Genomic DNA, 19,412 nt, shown 5'->3' on the forward strand with positions numbered 1-19,412 from the left:
TCAGCGCTGCTGGCGGCGTAACTCGGCAAGTTTGTCGGCTATTTCATCAAGCTCAGCGTGCTGCCCACGCGGTAACTGGCGCAGCACCGCCTGACTCAAACGCATTTGCTTGATAAACCGCCGGCAGTTCACGCACATGGCCAAGTGCATGCGCATCGACCAGCGCTGACGGACGCCCAACTGGCCATCGATATAGTCGCTGGAATGGGCCACCAAGCCCTTGCAGCTCAACATTGCCCAGTCTCCTCAAAATGCTCCAAGGTGGCGAAGACCTTGAGTCGCGCGCGGTGCAGCAGCACCCGCACATTGGAGAGCGAGACCTGCAAAAGATTACAGATATCCTCCAATTCCATACCTTCGCGCTCACGCAGCTGCAGCACGCTGCTTTGCAGCTCGGACAGGCTGGCGAGGGTTTTCTCCAGGCATTCACGCAGCTCATCTTCGCTCAGCAGCGCCTCTGGAGAGTCGTGATGCCAGGCATGCGGCGCCAACAGCCAGTGGCCATCTGCGCGGAAGCGTTCATCGCCAACGCTGCCGTGCGGCGAGGGAATATCGTCGAGCAATACTTCGCGGCGGTTACCTTTCAGACGGGTTTTCGCCGTGTTGGCGGTGATGGTCAGCAGCCAGGTTTTCAGGCTCGAACGTGCCTGAAAACCATCAAGGCTGCGCACCACGGCTAACCAGGCGTCCTGCACCACTTCATCGGCATTGCGGCTGCCGACAATCGCAAAGGCCACCGCGCGCATCGCCCCCTGGTACGTTGCAACCAGCTCGCGATAAGCCTTCTGCTCGCCTGCACGCAGGCGGGGCAGTAGGTCAGCGTCATTTACCGGCATCGTCACAATCGCCTCAAGGCCAGCGCGGACGCTGAGCAGCCGCGCCTGCTTGCAACGCAGCATCGCCAAGCGCAGCAGGCATTAAAGTGATGCTCAGCGCTTACGCAGGATCACGCTACCAATCGAATAGCCCGCACCAAACGAGCTGAGTACACCCAGCGCACCGCTCGGTAGGTCTTCCTGGTGTTTGTGCAGGGCGATTACCGAGCCAGCCGAACTGGTGTTGGCGTAGGTATCGAGAATCACCGGCGCCTCACCAGGCTCAGCGTCACGGCCGAGCAGCTTGCGCGCGATCAGCAGGTTCATATTGAGGTTGGCCTGGTGTAGCCAGAAACGCTTCACATCGCCCACATTCAGCTTGTTCTCGGCCAGGTGCGCGGCAATCAGCTCGGCAACCATCGGGCAGACATCCTTGAACACCTTGCGGCCTTCCTGGACGAACAGCTTGTCGCGCGCGCCAACGCCCTCTTCCGCACAGCGGTTGAGGAAGCCGAAGTTGTTGCGGATATTGTTGCTGAACTGGGTGATCAGCTTGGTGCCGACGATATCGAACTGGTAGTTCGAGGTGGCTTGATCAGCACGCTCGATGATTACCGCAGTAGCGGCGTCACCGAAAATAAAGTGACTGTCGCGGTCGCGGAAGTTCAGGTGGCCGGTGCAGATTTCCGGGTTGACCATCAAAATCGCGCGGGCCTGGCCCAGTTGCACGCTGTTAGCGGCCGCCTGGATGCCGAAGGTGGCCGAGGAGCACGCCACGTTCATGTCGTAACCAAAGCCCTGGATGCCCAGCGCGGCCTGCACCTCAATCGCTACGGCTGGATAAGCGCGTTGCAGGTTGGAACACGCGACGATCACCCCGTCGATATCGGCGGCGGTCTTGCCGGCACGGGCCATGGCATCTTTGGCGGCACCTACGGCCATTTCGCAAAGAATGCCCCACTCGTTATTGCTGCGCTCAGGGAGGCGCGGCGCCATGCGCTCAGGGTCAAGAATCCCAGCTTTATCCATGACAAAGCGACTCTTGATACCGGAGGCTTTCTCGATGAAACCGCTGCTCGACTCACTCAGCGCTTCAACCTCACCGCTGGCGATAGCCGCCGCATTGTCGGCATTGAACTGCTGCACATAGGCATTGAACGACTCAACCAACTCATCGTTGGAAATACTGTTTGCCGGGGTATAGAGGCCGGTACCGCTGATCACGACGTTATGCACAGTCATTCCTCATGTTCTTCGCCGCAGGCAGCGGCCAGTTATCCAATAGGCCCAAGGCGCACGCCACGGGCAAAAAACGGCTGACAGGCACAGCAAACTCAGTCCATGAAACGGCCTGTTACTTGTGACGGAGTTTGCCACAGCCGTGGGCCTTTCGTCCGCTCAGTACGTCAGGGTAAATGCGACATCCTGCCGGCTATTGAGGCAAAGAGGCGCACAACGTAGCGCAAGACACATCCCAACAGCGCCCCCAGTCGCTTGACTAGTGGGTCACGACATGAAAGAACAGGGCCTCGCAGGTGCTGTCCTGCCCCCTCCTGCCCTGGACACAGTTTTATGGCCCTACATACCTGGCTTTTATTTGTGACTGCAGTATTTGGCCTGGCGCTGACTCCAGGGCCAAACGGCCTGCTCGCGCTCAGCCATGGAGCCTTATATGGCCACCGCAAAACCCTGTTTACCGTCAGCGGTGGAGTGCTCGGTTTTACCCTGTTGATGGCTTTGTCGATGCTCGGCATCGGCACCTTGCTGCAGGCCTCGGCGCAGGCGCTGAGCATTTTCAAATGGCTGGGCGGTGCTTATTTGATCTGGCTCGGCATACAGCTCTGGCGCGCGCCGCCGCTGCATCTGGCCATGGCGGATAAAGCCACCAATAGCAGCGGCTTCAAGCTGTTTCGCCAGGGGCTGTTGTCCGCGCTGTCCAACCCCAAGGTGATCCTGTTTTTTGGCGCTTTTTTGCCGCAGTTTCTCGACCCGCGTGCGGACCTCTGGCCGCAGTTCGCCATCATGGCCATGACCTTTGCCGTGGTCGAAGGCAGCGTCGAGTACCTGCTGGCGCGCATGGCCCATCGCGTTCGGCCGTGGCTACAACGCAGTGGCAAAGGCTTTAATCGCTGCTGCGGAGGCCTTTTTGCCCTCATGGGGGCGGCACTCCCCATGACCCGCTGAGCCACTCACTTCGACCAGAAGGATCTGTGCTGGTGTTTAAATTGCTGCTGACACTGCTATTGCCCACGCTGAGTGCCGTGACATCGGCCAGTGAACGCGCAATACGGTTCTCTATCATCGACAGCTGGGGCATGCCGATGGTGCGCATTGAGCAGGGCCAGGCCGTCGAAGGCTTTCTGGTTGACCTGCAACAGCGCATGGCAGCCAAGATCGGACGCAAGGCCGACATGCTGGTGATGCCGAGCCTACGTATAGGGTATGCAATGGCCAGCGGCGAGATTGATGTGCGCTGCTATGTCAGCCCGAACTGGATCAACGACAGTCACTATCGTTTTATCTGGAGCCTGCCCTTTATGACTCAGCGCGACCTGTTGCTGGGTAACCGCGCCGAACAACTGCAACCCGAAGCGCTGCACGGTGAGCGTTTGGGCACTGTCCTTGGTTTCACCTATCCGCGCCTGGACCCGCTGTTCAACAGTGGGCAGATCCAACGTGAAGACTCCCGCACCCAGGATCAGGTGCTGCACAAACTGAGCGCCGGACGCTACCGCTACGCCATCAGCAATGAGCTGTCGCTAAGCTGGTTCAACCGTCATCAACCGCCAGGGCAAAAACTCTACGCGCTCAGCGAAGTCGCCGCCGACCCGGTTTCCTGCATGGTTCGCGACGCACCTGACGTGCCCACCATGGCCTTGCTACGTGCCATGGTGCAGATGAAACAGGAGGGGGAATTCGATGCGCTGCTTGCCCGCTATCGCTGAGTGATGCAGCAAGAGCAACGGGGCGTACGCTAACAACAAGGCGACTGAAATGGCCGATGCTCACAGGCACCGGCCATTCAGAGAGGGGACTGATCGAGGTTTACTCGGTTACCGGCAAGATATCGAAGCCCTTGCGATTATCGCTGACGATGCGGAAATCCTGTTGCGAGCCAGGTTGCACCTTCACCGCCAGTTCGCGGCGCAGGCGGCCCTTGCCGCACAGGGTGTCGTCCATCTCGTCGATGCCAATGCTCAGCACCCGCGTACCGCTTGGTACCTGGAAGCGCACTTGCTCACCTACGCCGATGCGCGCCGCCACCGTGCGGTCCACCAGCACCGCAACATAGCAACCACTGCCCATGCCGCCAAAATCACGGTTGACCCGCAACTCCCCACCCTGCCCCAGCGGCGTTTGATAGCCGAGCAAACGCTCTGCGGGCACAGGCTTGATATCTTCCGGCGCGGGCTTCCAGGACGAACAGCCGGCCAACAGCAACAGCGGTAAAACGGCACAAATCAATCGCATGGGAGCCCTCCATGGGCGCGGGGAAGAAACACCGCCAGCAACAGCTGGCGGTTTGAGTATTGCCGCAGGCACAGTCGACCTCAAGTCATACAGGCGCACATCGCCGCATCAGCTGGCGAGCCGCTTGAGCAACCGCGCCTGCAAGGCTGCCAACGCTTCTGGCTCGGCCTTACCGGCAGCGTGCATAGCCAGCGCCTCACCCTCGTAGCGCGGCACGATGTGCACATGAATGTGAAACACCGTTTGCCCCGCCGGCGCGCCATTGAACTGCGCCACTTGCACCCCAGCGGGCTCCAGCTCGCTCACCAGCACGCTGGTGAGTTGCTGCACCACTGCCATAACCTTGCTCAAGCTGGCGGCATCGATATCCAGAATATTGCGCGCCGCCGAGCGCTTAGGGATGACCAGCGTATGCCCGTAGGACTGCGGAAACACATCGAGAAAGGCCAGCACATCTTCGTCTTCATACAGCTTGTAGCACGGGGCTTCGCCACGGATGATCTGAGCAAAGATGTTCTGGCTGTCGTATTCGCCGTGCAGGCTCATCATGTTCTCCATTACGCAGGGTTGAAATAACCCCAACCATACCGACTTCTGCGCACAGAGAAAAACCAGCTACCTGACCAAATAGCCAATCACCGCTATCCTGCGCCTTTGAACCGCCAATACGGAGCGCCCATGTCAGCCCTGTCTACCTACCCGATCACGCAGAAATGGCCCGCCCAGCATCCCGAGCGCTTACAGCTTTATTCGCTGCCCACGCCCAATGGGGTCAAGGCCTCAATCATGCTGGAAGAGATTGGCCTGCCCTATGAAGCGCACCTGGTCAGCTTTGACAGCGATGACCAGCTCAGCAGCGAATTCCTCTCGCTCAACCCCAACAACAAAATCCCCGCCATCCTCGACCCCAACGGTCCAGGCGGCCAACCACTGGCGCTGTTCGAGTCAGGGGCCATCCTGATCTACCTGGCGGAAAAAACCGGCCAGCTGCTGGCCCAAGACCCCGCCACGCGTTATGAAACCCTGCAATGGCTGATGTGGCAGATGGGCGGCATCGGCCCGATGTTTGGTCAGTTGGGCTTCTTCCATAAATTCGCCGGCAAGGATTACCCGGACAAACGCCCGCGCGACCGTTATGTCGCCGAATCCCAGCGCTTGCTCGGCGTGCTCGATAAACGCCTGCAAGGTCGCGCCTGGATCATGGGGGATGATTACAGCATCGCCGATATCGCCACCTTCCCCTGGGTACGTAACCTGGTGGGGTTCTACGAGGCGGGCGAGCTGGTGGAGTTCGAGCGGTTCAGCAATGTGCAGCGGGTGCTGCACGCATTCGTCGAGCGCCCGGCGGTGGTTAAAGGGCTGGCAACACCCGCTCGCGACTGACTTACGGCACCCGCCCCCATACAGAGCTACGAGAGTTTCTATGAATAATCACCTTCAACAGCCAGCGGTGACAGCATGATTGAGGTAACCGAAGTTTCCATTGCCGAGCTACGCGCCGCACTCGAAACCGGCCAGACCACGGCGGTCGAATTGGTGCAGGCCTATCTTGCGCGCATCGCCGCCTACGACGGCGCCGACACACCGACCCAGCTCAACGCAGTGGTGGTGCACAACCCCGAAGCGCTGCAGGAAGCCCAAGCCTCGGACGCACGCCGCGCCCGTGGTGAGTGCCTAGGCCCACTCGACGGCATCCCGTACACGGCCAAAGACAGCTACCTGGTCAAAGGCCTCACCGCCGCCTCCGGCAGCCCCGCCTTCAAGGATTTGGTCGCCTATCGCGATGCCTTCACCATCGAACGCCTGCGCGGCGCCGGGGCCATTTGCCTGGGCAAAACCAATATGCCGCCCATGGCCAACGGCGGCATGCAGCGCGGCGTCTATGGCCGTGCCGAAAGCCCGTATAACGCCGACTACCTCACCGCACCCTTCGCCTCCGGCTCGTCTAACGGTGCTGGCACCGCCACCGCCGCCAGTTTTGCCGCCTTCGGCCTGGCCGAAGAAACCTGGTCGAGCGGCCGTGGCCCGGCGTCCAACAATGGATTGTGCGCCTACACGCCCTCGCGCGGGGTCATCTCGGTGCGCGGTAACTGGCCACTGACGCCGACCATGGACGTAGTCGTTCCGTTCGCCCGCACCATGGCCGACCTACTCGAAGTGCTCGACGTCATAGTCGCCGATGATAGCGATACGCGCGGCGACCTCTGGCGCCTGCAACCCTGGGTATCGATTCCGTCGGCATCCTCGGTGCGCCCAGCAAGCTATGTGCAACTGGCCGCCAAGGCCGATGCCTTGGCCGGTAAACGCTTCGGCGTGCCGCGCATGTTTATCAATAAAGATAAAGAAGCCGGCACCAGCGACAACCCCGGCATCGGTGGGCCGACGGGCCAACGCATCCACACCCGCCCAACGGTGATTGCCCTGTGGGAGCAAGCACGCCAGGCCCTGGAAGCGGCCGGGGCGCAAGTCATCGAGGTGGACTTCCCGCTGGTGTCCAACTGTGAAGGCGATCGCCCCGGCGCGCCGACCGTTTACAACCGCGGCATCGTCACCCCGGAATTCCTCCATGATGAACTGTGGGAACTCTCGGGCTGGGCCTTCGACGACTTCCTGCGCGCCAACGGCGACCCCAAGCTCAATCGCCTGGCGGATGTCGATGGCCCGCAGATCTTCCCCCACGACCCCGGCACCCTGCCCAACCGCGAAGGCGACCTGGCCGCCGGCATGGATGAATACGTGCGCATGGCCGAACGTGGCATCACCCCGTGGAACGAAATCAGCACCCTGCCCGACGGCCTGCGCGGCCTGGAAAAAACCCGCAAGCTCGACCTGGAGGACTGGATGGCGCAACTCGGCCTCGACGCCGTGCTGTTCCCCACCGTGGCCGACGTCGGCCCGGCGGACGCCGATGTAAACCCCGCGTCTGCCGACATCGCCTGGAGCAATGGCGTCTGGGTCGCCAACGGCAACCTGGCGATCCGCCACTTGGGCGTGCCCACCGTCACCGTGCCGATGGGCGTGATGGCCGATATCGGCATGCCCGTCGGCCTGACCTTCGCCGGCCGCGCCTACGACGACTCGGCCCTGCTGCGCTTTGCGTGTGCATTCGAGTCAACCGGCTCGAAACGCCTGGTACCGCCGCGTACCCCGCCACTAACGCGCGGCTGAAACAAAAACGGGACTGACACATAAAGCGCCAGTCCCGTTTTTATATCCAAGCAGCTCGCCGCCAAACCTGCTTTTGCCCCTGCTCGCTGCATAAGGCCTGGGGGCGAAGGCTGCTCTGTCAATGACGCTCGCTCTGGCGCTCAGGCTGCCGGTTTAGCGGAATACAAATAGCTCATTGTGCAGATTACTCAGCGGAATCTGGTTGGCACGCATCAGGTCACTCACTTTGGCCAACAACTCTTTGGGGCCACAGAAGCTGACATGCACCTTATCTGGCGCACCTCTCGCGACTGCCTGGCGCAGAGTGTCTGCCAACGTTTCAAGACCGCCGGAGTTACCAACGCACTGCACACCGCGTTGCGCGCTCATAGTTTGCAGCGTCTCAAACGGCGGGAAGGCACGCGAGGGATTGAAGCAATAAACCAAGGTGACTTTGTCGAAATCCTTAGCATTCGGGTCTTGCAGCCAGGAGATAAAGGGCGAAATACCAACACCGGCGCCCACCCATATCTCCTGTTCAGCCTGAGCAGGCCGCTTAAAGCGTCCATAAGGGGCGTATATATCGGCGTGCATGCCCACTTCGGCGCACTCACACAGTTTTTTCGTGTAATCCCCCAGCCCCCTGATCACGAACTCAATTTTCCCGTTCGCTGCATTGGCGCTGGCTATTGTGAAAGGGTGCGGCTCACGCAGGCCTTTTTGCTGCATGGAGAGGAAAGCAAACTGACCCGCTTTGAAGTCAAAGCGCTTGTTAACCGGCTCCAGCGTCAAGTGCAGGGCGCCCTTGTCTCGGGAGACAGCCACCACCCGATACTCGCCTGCGCGCGCAACAAAGGGGTAAAGCACTAACTTGTAGAACGCCGCCACGACACCGGCCCCGCAGCACAGCACCAGCCAGATACCTGAAGGGCTGTCCAGGGTGATCGGCGATTTGAAGCTGAGCCAGTGCAAGATCACGATCAGAAACAGGGGCCCGGACAGCTTATGCCACAGCCGCCACTGGCTATAAGGGATGTTGCGGTTCAACGCGAGCAGCACAATAAGGCCCAGCGCGACGTAGCTCAATTGCCGCACAAGGCGCGTCCAGTACTTGGATAATTCCAAGATAGGGACACTGTTCCACTCGTCCAGATTTGCCTTGAAGACGAAATGATAGGAGGCAAAAATCAGCGCCCAAACGCCCAGCCATTTATGCGTTTCGTAAACCCGGTCCAAGCCACCAAACATGCTCTCGACAACTCTCCAGCGGCTGGCGAGCAGGCAAGAAACAGCCATGTAGACCAGCGCCGCAGTGCCGAGCAGCAGGCTCAACGTCGCCGAGGTAAACCAGGTACTGCTTGGTATTTCAAGCAGTAACGTCAGTGCAGTGATCAGCAAAAGACCCACAATGCAGTGCCACGTTTTCAACCTTAACTCTCCCTTTTTAATGCGCAGTCCGCCTACCGCTATAAACATCTAACTCGCGAACGGCTTGAGCAATTACCCAGTTAACTTGGTGATTTGGTAAGGCAAATGATCCAAGTCATCATGCTCTGGCTACGTTGGGCATAGCCCGTAACAGGCTAGTGGTGCATTGACGACGCGCGGGCTGTCCTCAGCACATCGGCGGGTTCAACAAATAGCACGCTTTACGCCGCCGCGCTTACGGCATGACATAGCGCTGCACAATCTGCTGATAACGACCATCCGCGACAAACGCACTCAAGACATCGGCATACGCCTGGACAAAGGCTGGATCGTTTGTGCGCTTGCTGAACGCCACTTCCGCAGCATCACTGGAGACCACAATGGCCGTGGGTTGTATCAGCGCGTCAAAACCCAGCTGATGAATCTCATAACGCCCGGTATTTTCATCGGCAATCAGGCCGTCAATTCGGCCTTTAGTGACCATTTGCCAGAGGCTGGCGCGATTGGTCGCAGTCGACACCCGCGCGGCAAATCCGGGGTCGCTCATTAACGTCAGGTAATCCGCGCCATAGGCCACGTTGGTCTGTGCCCCCAACCGGAAGGCGGTGTGCTGCAAGTCGAGCAACCGATTGCCCGGCCATTGACCCCATGTAGCAGTACGGGCAAATAAAATATTGCGCGAGGGCGGCAGAACCGTGCCAGAGAAGTAGGCATAGCGCTCACGCTCGGGCCTACGAAAAGCGCCATGGAGAATATCCACTCGGCCCAGCTCCAGCTCTTTAAGCGCCCGCGCCCAAGGCAGCTTGCGTAACTTGGTCTGACAGCCCAGGCGAGCCAGCACCGCGCGGTTAAGTTCAATGGTAATACCGACCACACCGCCGTCAGCCGTTTGCATGCTAAAGGGTGGATCATCGTCCCAACGCAGGGTTTTCTCACAGGCGGCCGTTGCCAGGCCGGGCAGACAGGCCATGAGCAAGAGAACAAACAGTAGGCGGTAATACGGGGCTGGCGAGCGGTTTAAGTCAACTGCTATCAAGATCGTCACTCATGCAGGGCTCGATAGGGTCAGCCGAGTCTAGCAGCCTTCTACCGAGCCCAAGTAAGCCCGCCGCTCACCCAGGTTGCTCAATCAGCCCTCGACGCTGCTCCATTGCTTGCTCAGGCGCTTGTCCGAAACCGGCAACTTGGTGCCCAGTTGCTGGGCAAACAGCGACACGCGGTACTCCTCCAGCAACCAGCGATACAGCACCAGCTGCGGGTCACGCTTGCCTTCCTGGCTGTGCTTGGCCAACCTCGCCTGGTACTGCTCCCAGTAGCTCGCCAGCTCGCCGCTCCAGACACGGTCGCGCTGCACCTGGCCGGCGATCTTGTCCAGGCGCTGCTCGATAGCTTTGAGGTAGCGCGGCACTTCCTTGAGCCACTGCGCCGGGGTTTCGCGGACAAAACCGGGGTACACCAGATTGCTCAGCTGCAGTTTTATATCGTTGAGCGCCATGGCCTGGGCCAGGTCGATTTTGCCTTTGAAGCGTTTCTGCAGGCCGTGCCAGAGTTTAAGGATCTCCAGGGTCAACTTGGCCAGGCGCTCAGCATGACTGGCCCAGTCGCCACGCTTGCGCTCGGCCAGCGCCGCCAGGCCAGCGCCATCACGCGGCAAGGGTTCGCTGCCTTCGAGGATGCAACTGTCGAGGCTGGCCAGCAGGATATCTTCGACCAGGGCATCGATGCGGCCCATGTCACGGTAGAGCAGCGCCAGCTCGGTCAAGCCCGGCAGCTTGCCACGCAGGAACTTCGCCTGCTCAGCCAGTTGCTGCAGCAACAAACGCTGCAGCGCACGGCGATGCTGGAACTCGGCTTCGGCCAGGGTGGGGAAGCGCCCTTCCTTGACCACGCCCGCCTCTTCCACCAGCGCTGGGTAAACCGTCATAGACAGGCCAGCGACCTGCTGCTGGGTCTTGGCGGCCACTTCACTGAAGGCTTTGGCCTCCACCGGCTGCTCGCTCTTGGCGGTTTTCGGCAAGGCCAGGCCGGCCTGCGTCGCCGCACTGAAGCGCGCCGTCAGCTCGGCCAGATCGCGGCCTTCGCCCAGAGGTTTGCCCTGATTGTCGACCACCTCGATATTCATCCGCAGATGACCTTCCAGCTGCGCCGCCGACTCGGCCCAGGCCTCTTCACTGACCCGCGTGCCGGTCATGCGCGTTAACTCACGACCCAAGGCTTCAGGCAGGCTGCCATCGGCAAAGCTGATTTTGCTCAGCGCCGCGCCGACAAAGTCCGGCACCGGTACAAAATTCTTGCGTAGCGCCTTGGGCAGGCCACGCACCAGGGCCATGCACTTGGCCTCCAGCAGGCCCGGCACAAGCCATTCCAGACGTTCCGGCGGCAATTGCGGCAGCAACGGCGCAGGGACGCGCAGGGTTACACCATCGCGCGGGTGATTGGGCTCGAAGTGGTAAGTCAGCGGCAGGATCAGCTCGCCCAGGCGCAAGGTATCCGGGTACTGCGCGGCGGTGATTTCCTTGGCGTCTCGGGCGAGCACATCTTCTTCACGCATGATCAGCAGTTGCGGATTCTTCGCGCTTTCGCTTTTGTACCAACTGTCGAAGGTCGCGGTCTGGTAGATGTTGGCCGGCAGACGCGCCTCGTAATAGGCGTAGAGCGTTTCCTCATCGGCGAGGATGTCACGACGGCGTGCCTTGGCTTCCAGCTCGTCGAGTTTTTCCAGCAGCTGGCGGTTGGCGGTCAGACACTTGGCGCGCGAGTTGATTTCACCGCCCACCAGCCCTTCGCGGATAAACAACTCGCGCGACACCACGGGGTCAATCGGGCCGAAATGCACCGCACGGCGCCCCACCACAATCAGGCCATAGAGGCTGATCTGTTCATAGGCCACGACCTGCCCGCGCTTCTTCTCCCAGTGCGGCTCCAGGTGATTTTTCTTGATCAGGTGCGTGGCCAGCGGCTCGATCCAATCCGGCTCGATTTTGGCCACCATGCGCGCAAACAGCTTGGTGGTTTCCACCAACTCACTGGCCATTAACCAACTGGGTTTCTTACGGCCAATCACCGAAGACGGATGCACCCAGAAGCGCCGCTGGCGGGCACCAAGGTAGTCACCATCTTCGGTTTTCTGGCCAATCTGGCTAAGCAGACCGGCGAGAATCGCTTTGTGCACGGCGGCGTAGCTTTTGCTGCGCTGGGCGGCCTGGTCTTTTTCGGCCAGTTCTTTTTCCTTTTGCACCGCCGAGAGCTGACGGTCTTTTGTAGGATGGTGTTGAGCAGAGCGATACCCATCATCTGGCCCGGCATGGGTATCGCTGCGCTCCACCCATCCTATGGAACCACCGCCCTTGGGCTTAGCTGACAACTGCAAATCACGGGTAATCAGCACCAACTGACGGTGGGAGTCGCGCCACTCACGCAGACGCAGATAGTTGAGGAAGTTCTTCCGGCACCAGCTGCGCAGCGCACTTGAGCCCAGCGCTTGGCGCTGTTCCTCGAAGCCCCGCCAGAGGTTGATCAGCGCAGCAAAGTCGGAATCGACATCCTTCCACTGAGCATGGGCCTGGTCGGCGGCCTGCTGGCGGTCGGACGGGCGCTCGCGCACATCCTGCACCGACAACGCACTGGCGATGATCAGAATCTCTTCAAGGCTGCCCTGCTTGGCCCCTTCCAGTACCATGCGGCCCAAGCGGGGGTCCACTGGCAAACGCGCCAATTGGCGACCCAGCGGCGTCAGCTGGCCCTCGCGATTAACAGCCGACAGTTCCTGCAACAGGTTGAAGCCGTCGCTGATGGCCTTACCATCCGGCGGCTCGATAAAGGGAAAGGCCTCGATCTCGCCGAGGCGCAGGTGCAGCATCTGCAGAATGACCGCCGCGAGGTTAGTACGCAGGATCTCCGGATCGGTAAAGGCCGGGCGACCGATGAAATCTTCCTCGCTGTACAAGCGAATACAGATACCCGGTTCAACCCGCCCGCAACGGCCCTTGCGCTGATTGGCACTGGCCTGGCTGATGGCCTCGATGGGCAAACGCTGCACCTTGGCGCGGTAGCTGTAACGGCTGATCCGCGCGGTGCCGCTGTCGATCACATAACGGATGCCCGGCACGGTCAGCGAGGTTTCCGCGACGTTGGTGGCCAGGACGATCTTGCGAGCGCCCATGGGCGCGAAAATCTTTTGCTGCTCGGCTGGGGTGAGGCGTGCATACAGCGGCAGTACTTCGGTCATACGCAGGTTGGCTTTGCGCAGCACCTCGGCGGCGTCGCGAATCTCGCGTTCACCGGGCAGGAACACCAGCACATCGCCAGGGCGTTTGCCTTCTGCCTTCTCAAACGCGCTGATTTCATCGAGGGTGGCGAGAATCGCCTGATCAACCGAGAGGTCTTCTTCAACCCGGTTGCCCTCCTCGTCCTGCTCGGCGGCCAGCGGTCGATACCAGGTGTCCACCGGGAAGGTGCGCCCGGATACCTCGACAATCGGCGCGCCGCCAAAGTGCTCAGAGAAACGCTGCAGGTCGATGGTCGCCGAGGTGATGATCAGCTTCAGGTCCGGCCGGCGCACCAGTAGGGTTTTCAGAAAGCCCAGCAGGAAGTCGATGTTCAGGCTGCGTTCGTGGGCCTCGTCGACGATGATGGTGTCGTACTTTTCCAGGTAGCGGTCGTGCTGGGTTTCCGCCAGCAGGATGCCATCGGTCATTAATTTGATCAGGCTGCGCTCGTTGCTCTGGTCCTCGAAGCGCACCTGATAACCGACCAGCTCGCCCAGCGGCGTGCCGATTTCTTCCGCCACCCGCGTGGCCACGCTGCGCGCCGCCAAACGTCGCGGCTGGGTGTGACCGATCAAGCCGTGCACACCACGGCCCAACTCCAGGCAGATTTTCGGCAGCTGCGTGGTCTTGCCCGAGCCGGTTTCACCGGCGATGACTACCACCTGATGTTTGCTGATCGCGGCCTTGATCTCATCGCGCTTGGCAGCAATCGGCAGCGCATCGTCGTAACGCATCGGCGGCACGCTCAGGCGACGCGCCTCGACCTTGGTGCGGGACGCCTCGAAGCGCTGCAGCCACTGCGCCAGCTTGGCCTCGTCCACCGGGCTCTGCTTACGCAACTCATGCAACTGGCGGCGCAGGCGATGACGATCGCCGAGCAGGGTCTGGTCGAGGTTTTTCAGCAGTTGGTCAACGGCGGGCGTGGCATCGGTCATCAGATAATCGCGGGGTGGAGGTCAAGGGGAAGAGGTCGGCGATTGTCGCATTTTTGGCCGCAAGAAAACGACCGAGGGTGTTGGGTCGATCCGCAGGTTGGGTTAGTCGCGTAGCGGCGTAACCCAACGCCAAGGCAGATGGCGGGCGCTGGTTAGTCGCGTTCAGACCAGAGCACGCCGCCGGTGGCCCAATCGCTTTTCTTCACTTCCTCGAAGATCACATCAACCGCACCGGCATCGCAGCCGAGCACGCGGGTCGAGGCTTCGGTCAGGGCTTTGGCGTATTCGCGCTTGGTTTCGTTGGAGCGACCTTCAAATATTTTGACCACGATGGTAGGCATCTAATAATCCTCAAAACAGGGGAAACAGGACTGCTTAGATCGGTCACGGCGATCCGTTTGGCGCAGTTGCGCGCGGGCATTATCTGACCGGCAGAACAGAAAAACAAAGGGCCGCTCAGAGCGGCCCTTTGCAGGTGCAGACAAAATCAGCCGTGACGGCGTCGACGCCACACCCACAGCGCCAGCACAGCCAGGGTGAGTAGCAACGGCACCAGGGCGATATTGAGGAACTTGAGCGTGCCGCCCAGGGTTTCAATATCGGCGTTGAGTTGGTAGCGCACGTTGCGCAGTTCCTTACGGATGGCCAACTTCTGCTGCACAAACTGCTGCACCGCTGCCTGCTGCTCGGGCGTGAGCTCCATGACTTTGCTCGGATCATCGCTCTGCTGCAGTTGCGCCAGCTTTTGCTCGGTATCCGCCAGCTGCGCCTGCAGAGCCTGTTCCTTCTCGCGGAACTTGACCTCGGCCTCACGCTGGATCGCGTCTACCACCTCGAACGGCCGAGTGAAGCGACCGCGCGAACGCACGCTGATAAGTGCTTCGGAGCCAGCCAGGTTGTCCAGGGCGTTGATCGCGAAACCGGCGTTGTCGGCCCACGGCTGGGGGATGCGCTGACCAAAGAAGTCCTGCACCTGCACCCACATGCGGTCGGTGAGCATGTCGGTGTCGGCCACGACAATCACGTTGATCGTGTCGGCCTGCTTGAGGCCATCCTTCTGCCCTTCGATGCCCTCAGGGAAGGCCGACTGCGCCGGACCACTGATGCGCGCGGCCAGGGTGTAGCGCTCGCCGGTCGGTTCAAGCTCGCGGATCAGCTCTTCCGGATTGCTGAGCATGCCGAAGCGCTTGGCATCGAACGGCATGGCGTACTGCGAGCTGCGGATCAGCGGAGTGAAGGTGGTTTTCGCGCCTTCCAGCGGCTCCAAAATGCCCGCTGTGGCCACCGTGATGGTTTCCAGCGAGGCGGTGCTGATGTCGTCCTTATCCAGGGCATTCTTTGGCAAACTCAGCCAAGCCGCATGGCGCACCGGCCGTTGGCCCTGCCCCATGCTCACGGACATGGCATAAGAGCCATCTCCGAGCACCTGATCCGGTACCATGCGCAAGCCCCAGGCTTTGAACAGCTCAGGCAGATCAGAGGCCTTGTCGACCACCATCTCACCCGGCATCTCGGCCTGAGTATCGGCCTCGCTGAACGGGTCCACAAAGGTCAGCAGTTTGCCGCCGCGCAGGACGAACTGGTCGATGGCGTAGAGGGTTTGCTCAGGCAGCTGCTTGGGATGGATCAGCAGCAGCACCGAGACCTTCTCAGGAATCAGGTCGACGTCACGCTTAAGGCTTTCGATCTGGAACAGCTGACGGATTTCCTCGATCAGCATCCAGGCTGGCATCGGCTGACGCGCGGCCATGTCGAAACCGCCGTTGACCTGCAACCCGGAGAGCACGCCGACCACCGGCCGCTCAGGCTTGGCCAGGCTTTGCACCAGGCGGCTGAGTTCGTATTCAAGGAACTCTTCCTGATCCAGGGCGAAGAACGGGATCACCTGGGTCTGGCCTTCGGCATTTTTGCCGGCCAGACCGAAGTAGATCGAATCTCCGCCCTGTTGCAGCGGAATGCCCTGCAGGCCGAATTCAGCGGCTTTGTCTTCGTCCTCAGAGAACGGTGCAGGGTCAATGATCTTCAGTTTCAGCTTGTCACCGGCCTCACGCTGGTAGGCCTTGAGCATTTCTTCCACGCGCTTGGCGTAGGTGCGCAGGGCCGGCAGGTCCTTGGTAGCGGTGTCGGAGTAGAAAAAGTTCAGCTCCACCGGCTCGTCCAGCTCGGCGAGAATCTGCTCGGTGCCGCTAGAGAGGGTGTAGAGCTTCTGCTCGGTCAGATCCAGACGCACGCCACTGAGGCTAACGCTGGAGAACAGGTTGAAGGCGATAAACGCCAGGGCTATGAGTGCGAGCCCGGCGCTAGAAACCATCAGCTTTTTCATGGGCGGCCTCAGTCAGCTTTCTTCAAGTCGATTACCACCGCAGTCGCCGCCAACCAGGCCGCGATCAGGGTGAGGAAATACAGCAGGTCGCGAATATCAATCACGCCCTTGCTGATCGCATCGAAACGGGTCAGGAAGCTCAGCGAAGCCACGGCGTCGATCAGCCATTGCGGTGCCCAGGCGCTAAAGCCGTCGAGCACCATCGGGAAGCCGCTGACGATAAACAGAAAGCACACGCTGACCGCCAGAATGAAGGCAATCACCTGATTCTTGGCCAGCGCCGACATGCACGAGCCAATCGCCAGATAAGCCCCGGCCAGCAACCAGCTACCGATGTAGCCGGTGATGATCGCGCCGTTATCCGGCTCACCCAGGTAGTTGACGGTGATGATCATCGGGAAGGTCAGCAGCAGCGCCAAACCGGCGAACACCCAGGCTGCGAGGAACTTGCCCGTGACCGCGTCGAAACGGGTAATCGGCAGGGTCATCAGCAACTCGATGGTGCCGCTCTTGCGCTCCTCGGCCCACAGGCGCATGGCAATCGCCGGCACCAGAAACAGGTAGAGCCAGGGGTGGAAGTTGAAGAACGGCGCCAGGCTAGCCTGGCCGCTCTCGAAGAAGCCGCCGAGGTAGAAGGTGAACACCCCGGACAGCACCAGAAAGATCAGGATAAACACGTAAGCCAGCGGCGTAGCGAAGTAGCTCGCCAGCTCACGTTTGAAAATTACCGACAGCTGACTCATACCACCTCCCCACGGGTCAGGCTGCGGAACACTTCGTCCAGCCGCCCGCGTTCGACATTCAACTCACGCACCTGCCAGCCGCGCTCGGCGATCAGTGCATTAACCTGCGGGAAGATCACTTCGCCCGGTTTGGCCAAAATGCTCAGGCTGTGTTCCAGGGCGTTCTCTTCTACCCCTGCAACGCCCGGCAGTGCTGCCAGGGCCGACCGATCCAGCGCTTCGTCGGCCACCAGGGTGACGGCCTGGTGATAACGCGAACGGCTTTCCAGCTCCAGCGGCGTGCCATCGGCCAGCAGCTTGCCTTGGGCGATGACCACCGCGCGGGTGCACACGGCCGAGACTTCTTCGAGAATGTGGGTGGAGATGATGACGATCTTGTCGTGGGCCAGGCTCTGGATCAGCTTGCGCACCTGATGCTTCTGATTCGGGTCGAGGCCATCGGTGGGCTCATCGAGGATCAGCACCTTGGGGTCATGCAGAATCGCCTGGGCCAGGCCGACGCGGCGCTTAAAGCCTTTCGACAGGGTTTCGATGGACTGTTCCAGCACGGCGTCCAACTCGACCTGAGCGACTGCTTTGGCCACCCGCTCGCGCTTCGCGGCGCCTTTGAAGCCGCGCACCTCGGCGATAAATTCGAGGAAGCTGCGCACCGTCATGTCGCCGTAGCACGGCGCGCCTTCAGGCAGATAACCGATCTGCTGCTGGGCCTTGAGGGTGTCTTTCTGGATATCAAACCCGAGGATGCTGGCACTGCCTGACGTCGGCGCGAGAAAGCCGGTGAGCATCTTCATGGTGGTGGATTTACCGGCGCCGTTAGGGCCGAGAAAACCGAGGACTTCGCCGGGCTGGACGCTGAAAGACAGATCATCCACGGCGGTATGTTGCGCAAAACGCTTGGTTAGTTTTTTTATTTCGATCATGGCCTCTCACCATTGCGGTAACAGGCCCTGCTTGCAGCCGCTGCTGACGCAAGCCGGGCGCTTAAGTGCCGGCGGACTATAAGGAGTCACACGCGGACAGCGCAAGCGAAGAACCGGCGGGTCATGTATCTGTTCGCTACGACGCTCTAAGGCCAGCCAACAGCATGGCCGGCCTTAGCAAAGTATCGCGCTAGAGCTTGCCGTTGAGGGCGCGGGTGAATAACTGGCTGTATTGCGCAGCTGTGAAGGCAATCGGGTTGGTGCCGGCGGATGGGTCAACCTCGGCCATTTTCCCCACCTGCTCGATACGCGTGTCATCAATACCAATCTCGCCCAGGCTGTGCGCAATACCCACCTGTTCACGCAGCGCCAGCACCCACTCCAGTACAGCGTTGAAGCCAGGCTTGGGCAGATTCAGGTAGCGCGCCATTTTCTCCATCTGCGGTTCGATGCGCTCGCGGTTGGCCACCAACACATAAGGCATCAGCACCGCGTTGAGCAGACCGTGGTGCGCGTCGTACAGCGCGCCGAGTGGATGGGCCAGGGCATGCATGGCACCGAGGCCGCGCTGGAATGCGGTCGCGCCCATGCTGGAGGCCACCAACATCTGCAAACGCGCTTCTACATCCGAGCCTTGCGCGACGGCACGTGGTAGGTACTGCTGCACCAGGCGCATGCCTTCCAGGGCGATACCTTCGGCCATGGGGTGAAACAGCGGTGAGCAAAAGGCTTCCAGGTTATGCGACAGCGCATCCATACCGGTGGCGGCGGTGATTTTGGCCGGCAGGCCGAGGGTCAATTCTGGGTCGAGGATTACCAGCGCCGGGAGCATGCGTGCGTGAAAGATGATGCGTTTGATATGCGCCGCATCGTCAGTGATCACCGAGGAGCGGCCGACCTCCGAACCAGTGCCGGCCGTGGTTGGCACCGCCACCACCGGGGCCATGCCCGCGACATTGACGCGCTCGCAGTTGTCGCCGATGTCCTCGAAATCCCACAGCGGCCGATTCTGTCCGACCATCAGGGCGATGGCCTTGCCCGCATCCAGCGCCGAGCCACCGCCAAAGGCGATTACCCCGTCATGCCCGCCAGCCTTGAACGCGGCGACCCCATCCATCACGTTCTGCCCGGTGGGGTTGCCCTTGATGCCACTAAACAACCCAGCCTTGAGGCCATCATCACGGCAGTGCAACAACGCCCGGTCGATCATCGGCAATGCAGCCAGGCCAGGGTCAGTGACCAGCAACGGTGCGCTCATGCCCAGCTGTCGGCACGCCGCCGGCAGTTCACTGATGCGGCCCACACCGACGCGTACCGAGGTCGGGTAGTTCCAATTCATACGGTAGTGATTCAGGTCCATGC

At 60.7% G+C, this 19,412-nt stretch carries 17 protein-coding genes; 4 read left to right on the forward strand and 13 right to left on the reverse strand.

Translation table 11 applies throughout. The features are described 5' to 3' along the window. The 3 genes from N1078_RS14145 to N1078_RS14155 form a co-directional block, all read right to left on the reverse strand. Positions 1-234: a zf-HC2 domain-containing protein gene (locus N1078_RS14145; RefSeq protein WP_274088806.1), complete on the reverse strand. Its 234-nt coding sequence runs from the start codon at positions 232-234 to the stop codon at positions 1-3. Next, the gene (locus N1078_RS14150; protein WP_274088835.1) at positions 228-836 is read right to left on the reverse strand and encodes an RNA polymerase sigma factor; all 609 of its coding nucleotides are present in this window, start codon (positions 834-836) and stop codon (positions 228-230) included. Before N1078_RS14150 ends, N1078_RS14145 begins: the two co-directional genes overlap by 7 nt. Before the next feature lie 93 nt (positions 837-929). Then, positions 930-2,051 carry a beta-ketoacyl-ACP synthase III gene (locus tag N1078_RS14155; RefSeq protein WP_274088836.1) on the reverse strand — a complete coding sequence of 374 codons (1,122 nt, stop codon included), beginning with the start codon at positions 2,049-2,051 and terminating at the stop codon, positions 930-932. Between the two features lie 336 nt (positions 2,052-2,387). Between N1078_RS14155 and N1078_RS14160 the strand changes: the two genes are divergently transcribed. Further along, positions 2,388-2,999: a LysE family translocator gene (locus N1078_RS14160; protein WP_274088807.1), complete on the forward strand. Its 612-nt coding sequence runs from the start codon at positions 2,388-2,390 to the stop codon at positions 2,997-2,999. A gap of 32 nt (positions 3,000-3,031) precedes the next feature. Further along, positions 3,032-3,760: a substrate-binding periplasmic protein gene (locus N1078_RS14165; protein WP_337993325.1), complete on the forward strand. Its 729-nt coding sequence runs from the start codon at positions 3,032-3,034 to the stop codon at positions 3,758-3,760. Positions 3,761-3,860: 100 nt separating this feature from the next. On the opposite strand, the gene N1078_RS14170 is transcribed toward N1078_RS14165, so the two are convergent. Continuing rightward, positions 3,861-4,286: a 3-isopropylmalate dehydratase gene (locus N1078_RS14170; RefSeq protein ID WP_274088808.1), complete on the reverse strand. Its 426-nt coding sequence runs from the start codon at positions 4,284-4,286 to the stop codon at positions 3,861-3,863. A 108-nt stretch (positions 4,287-4,394) separates the two neighbouring features. Continuing rightward, positions 4,395-4,832, reverse strand: coding sequence for an HIT family protein (locus tag N1078_RS14175; protein ID WP_274088809.1), 438 nt, complete (start codon positions 4,830-4,832; stop codon positions 4,395-4,397). A gap of 132 nt (positions 4,833-4,964) precedes the next feature. On the opposite strand from N1078_RS14175, the gene N1078_RS14180 reads away from it, so the two are divergent. Together N1078_RS14180 and N1078_RS14185 are read left to right on the forward strand one after the other, a co-directional pair. After that, positions 4,965-5,669 carry a glutathione S-transferase N-terminal domain-containing protein gene (locus N1078_RS14180; protein ID WP_274088810.1) on the forward strand — a complete coding sequence of 235 codons (705 nt, stop codon included), beginning with the start codon at positions 4,965-4,967 and terminating at the stop codon, positions 5,667-5,669. Between the two features lie 75 nt (positions 5,670-5,744). Continuing rightward, the gene (locus N1078_RS14185; protein WP_274088811.1) at positions 5,745-7,454 is read left to right on the forward strand and encodes an amidase; all 1,710 of its coding nucleotides are present in this window, start codon (positions 5,745-5,747) and stop codon (positions 7,452-7,454) included. A 153-nt stretch (positions 7,455-7,607) separates the two neighbouring features. Here N1078_RS14185 and N1078_RS14190 read toward each other — a convergent pair whose 3' ends face one another. The 8 genes from N1078_RS14190 to N1078_RS14225 all read right to left on the reverse strand — a co-directional run bounded on the left by N1078_RS14190 (position 7,608) and on the right by N1078_RS14225 (position 19,410). Further along, entirely contained in the window at positions 7,608-8,861 is a 1,254-nt protein-coding gene (locus tag N1078_RS14190) for a ferredoxin reductase family protein (RefSeq protein WP_274088812.1), read from the reverse strand. Positions 8,862-9,096: 235 nt separating this feature from the next. Next, positions 9,097-9,897, reverse strand: coding sequence for a substrate-binding periplasmic protein (locus N1078_RS14195; protein ID WP_274088813.1), 801 nt, complete (start codon positions 9,895-9,897; stop codon positions 9,097-9,099). Between the two features lie 93 nt (positions 9,898-9,990). Continuing rightward, positions 9,991-14,064, reverse strand: coding sequence for an ATP-dependent RNA helicase HrpA (gene hrpA, locus N1078_RS14200; protein ID WP_274088814.1), 4,074 nt, complete (start codon positions 14,062-14,064; stop codon positions 9,991-9,993). A 152-nt stretch (positions 14,065-14,216) separates the two neighbouring features. Then, complete coding sequence (locus N1078_RS14205; protein WP_274088815.1) at positions 14,217-14,405, reverse strand: 4-oxalocrotonate tautomerase; 189 nt, start codon at positions 14,403-14,405, stop codon at positions 14,217-14,219. Positions 14,406-14,551: 146 nt separating this feature from the next. Then, complete coding sequence (locus N1078_RS14210; RefSeq protein ID WP_274088816.1) at positions 14,552-16,387, reverse strand: GldG family protein; 1,836 nt, start codon at positions 16,385-16,387, stop codon at positions 14,552-14,554. A gap of 8 nt (positions 16,388-16,395) precedes the next feature. Next, entirely contained in the window at positions 16,396-17,130 is a 735-nt protein-coding gene (locus N1078_RS14215; RefSeq protein ID WP_274088817.1) for an ABC transporter permease subunit, read from the reverse strand. Then, on the reverse strand, positions 17,127-18,050 hold the full coding sequence (locus tag N1078_RS14220) for an ABC transporter ATP-binding protein (protein ID WP_274088818.1): 924 nt from the start codon (positions 18,048-18,050) through the stop codon (positions 17,127-17,129). Before N1078_RS14220 ends, N1078_RS14215 begins: the two co-directional genes overlap by 4 nt. A 190-nt stretch (positions 18,051-18,240) precedes the next feature. Beyond that, positions 18,241-19,410 carry an iron-containing alcohol dehydrogenase gene (locus N1078_RS14225; protein ID WP_274088819.1) on the reverse strand — a complete coding sequence of 390 codons (1,170 nt, stop codon included), beginning with the start codon at positions 19,408-19,410 and terminating at the stop codon, positions 18,241-18,243. Positions 19,411-19,412: the final 2 nt, after the last annotated feature.

Source organism: Pseudomonas sp. MIL19 (assembly GCF_028680365.1).
Taxonomy (GTDB): Bacteria; Pseudomonadota; Gammaproteobacteria; order Pseudomonadales; family Pseudomonadaceae; genus Aquipseudomonas; species Aquipseudomonas spirodelae.

What these genes read in the sequence shown, in the direction of transcription:
- N1078_RS14185 (WP_274088811.1), top strand. Translation starts at nt 5,745, where the DNA reads ATGATTGAGGTAACCGAAGTTTCCATTGCCGAGCTACGCGCCGCACTC.
- N1078_RS14225 (WP_274088819.1), bottom strand. Translation starts at nt 19,410, where the DNA reads ATGGACCTGAATCACTACCGTATGAATTGGAACTACCCGACCTCGGTA.
- N1078_RS14220 (WP_274088818.1), bottom strand. Translation starts at nt 18,050, where the DNA reads ATGATCGAAATAAAAAAACTAACCAAGCGTTTTGCGCAACATACCGCC.
- N1078_RS14175 (WP_274088809.1), bottom strand. Translation starts at nt 4,832, where the DNA reads ATGAGCCTGCACGGCGAATACGACAGCCAGAACATCTTTGCTCAGATC.
- N1078_RS14210 (WP_274088816.1), bottom strand. Translation starts at nt 16,387, where the DNA reads ATGAAAAAGCTGATGGTTTCTAGCGCCGGGCTCGCACTCATAGCCCTG.
- N1078_RS14215 (WP_274088817.1), bottom strand. Translation starts at nt 17,130, where the DNA reads ATGAGTCAGCTGTCGGTAATTTTCAAACGTGAGCTGGCGAGCTACTTC.
- N1078_RS14145 (WP_274088806.1), bottom strand. Translation starts at nt 234, where the DNA reads ATGTTGAGCTGCAAGGGCTTGGTGGCCCATTCCAGCGACTATATCGAT.
- hrpA (WP_274088814.1), bottom strand. Translation starts at nt 14,064, where the DNA reads ATGACCGATGCCACGCCCGCCGTTGACCAACTGCTGAAAAACCTCGAC.
- N1078_RS14170 (WP_274088808.1), bottom strand. Translation starts at nt 4,286, where the DNA reads ATGCGATTGATTTGTGCCGTTTTACCGCTGTTGCTGTTGGCCGGCTGT.
- N1078_RS14150 (WP_274088835.1), bottom strand. Translation starts at nt 836, where the DNA reads ATGCCGGTAAATGACGCTGACCTACTGCCCCGCCTGCGTGCAGGCGAG.
- N1078_RS14205 (WP_274088815.1), bottom strand. Translation starts at nt 14,405, where the DNA reads ATGCCTACCATCGTGGTCAAAATATTTGAAGGTCGCTCCAACGAAACC.
- N1078_RS14180 (WP_274088810.1), top strand. Translation starts at nt 4,965, where the DNA reads ATGTCAGCCCTGTCTACCTACCCGATCACGCAGAAATGGCCCGCCCAG.
- N1078_RS14160 (WP_274088807.1), top strand. Translation starts at nt 2,388, where the DNA reads ATGGCCCTACATACCTGGCTTTTATTTGTGACTGCAGTATTTGGCCTG.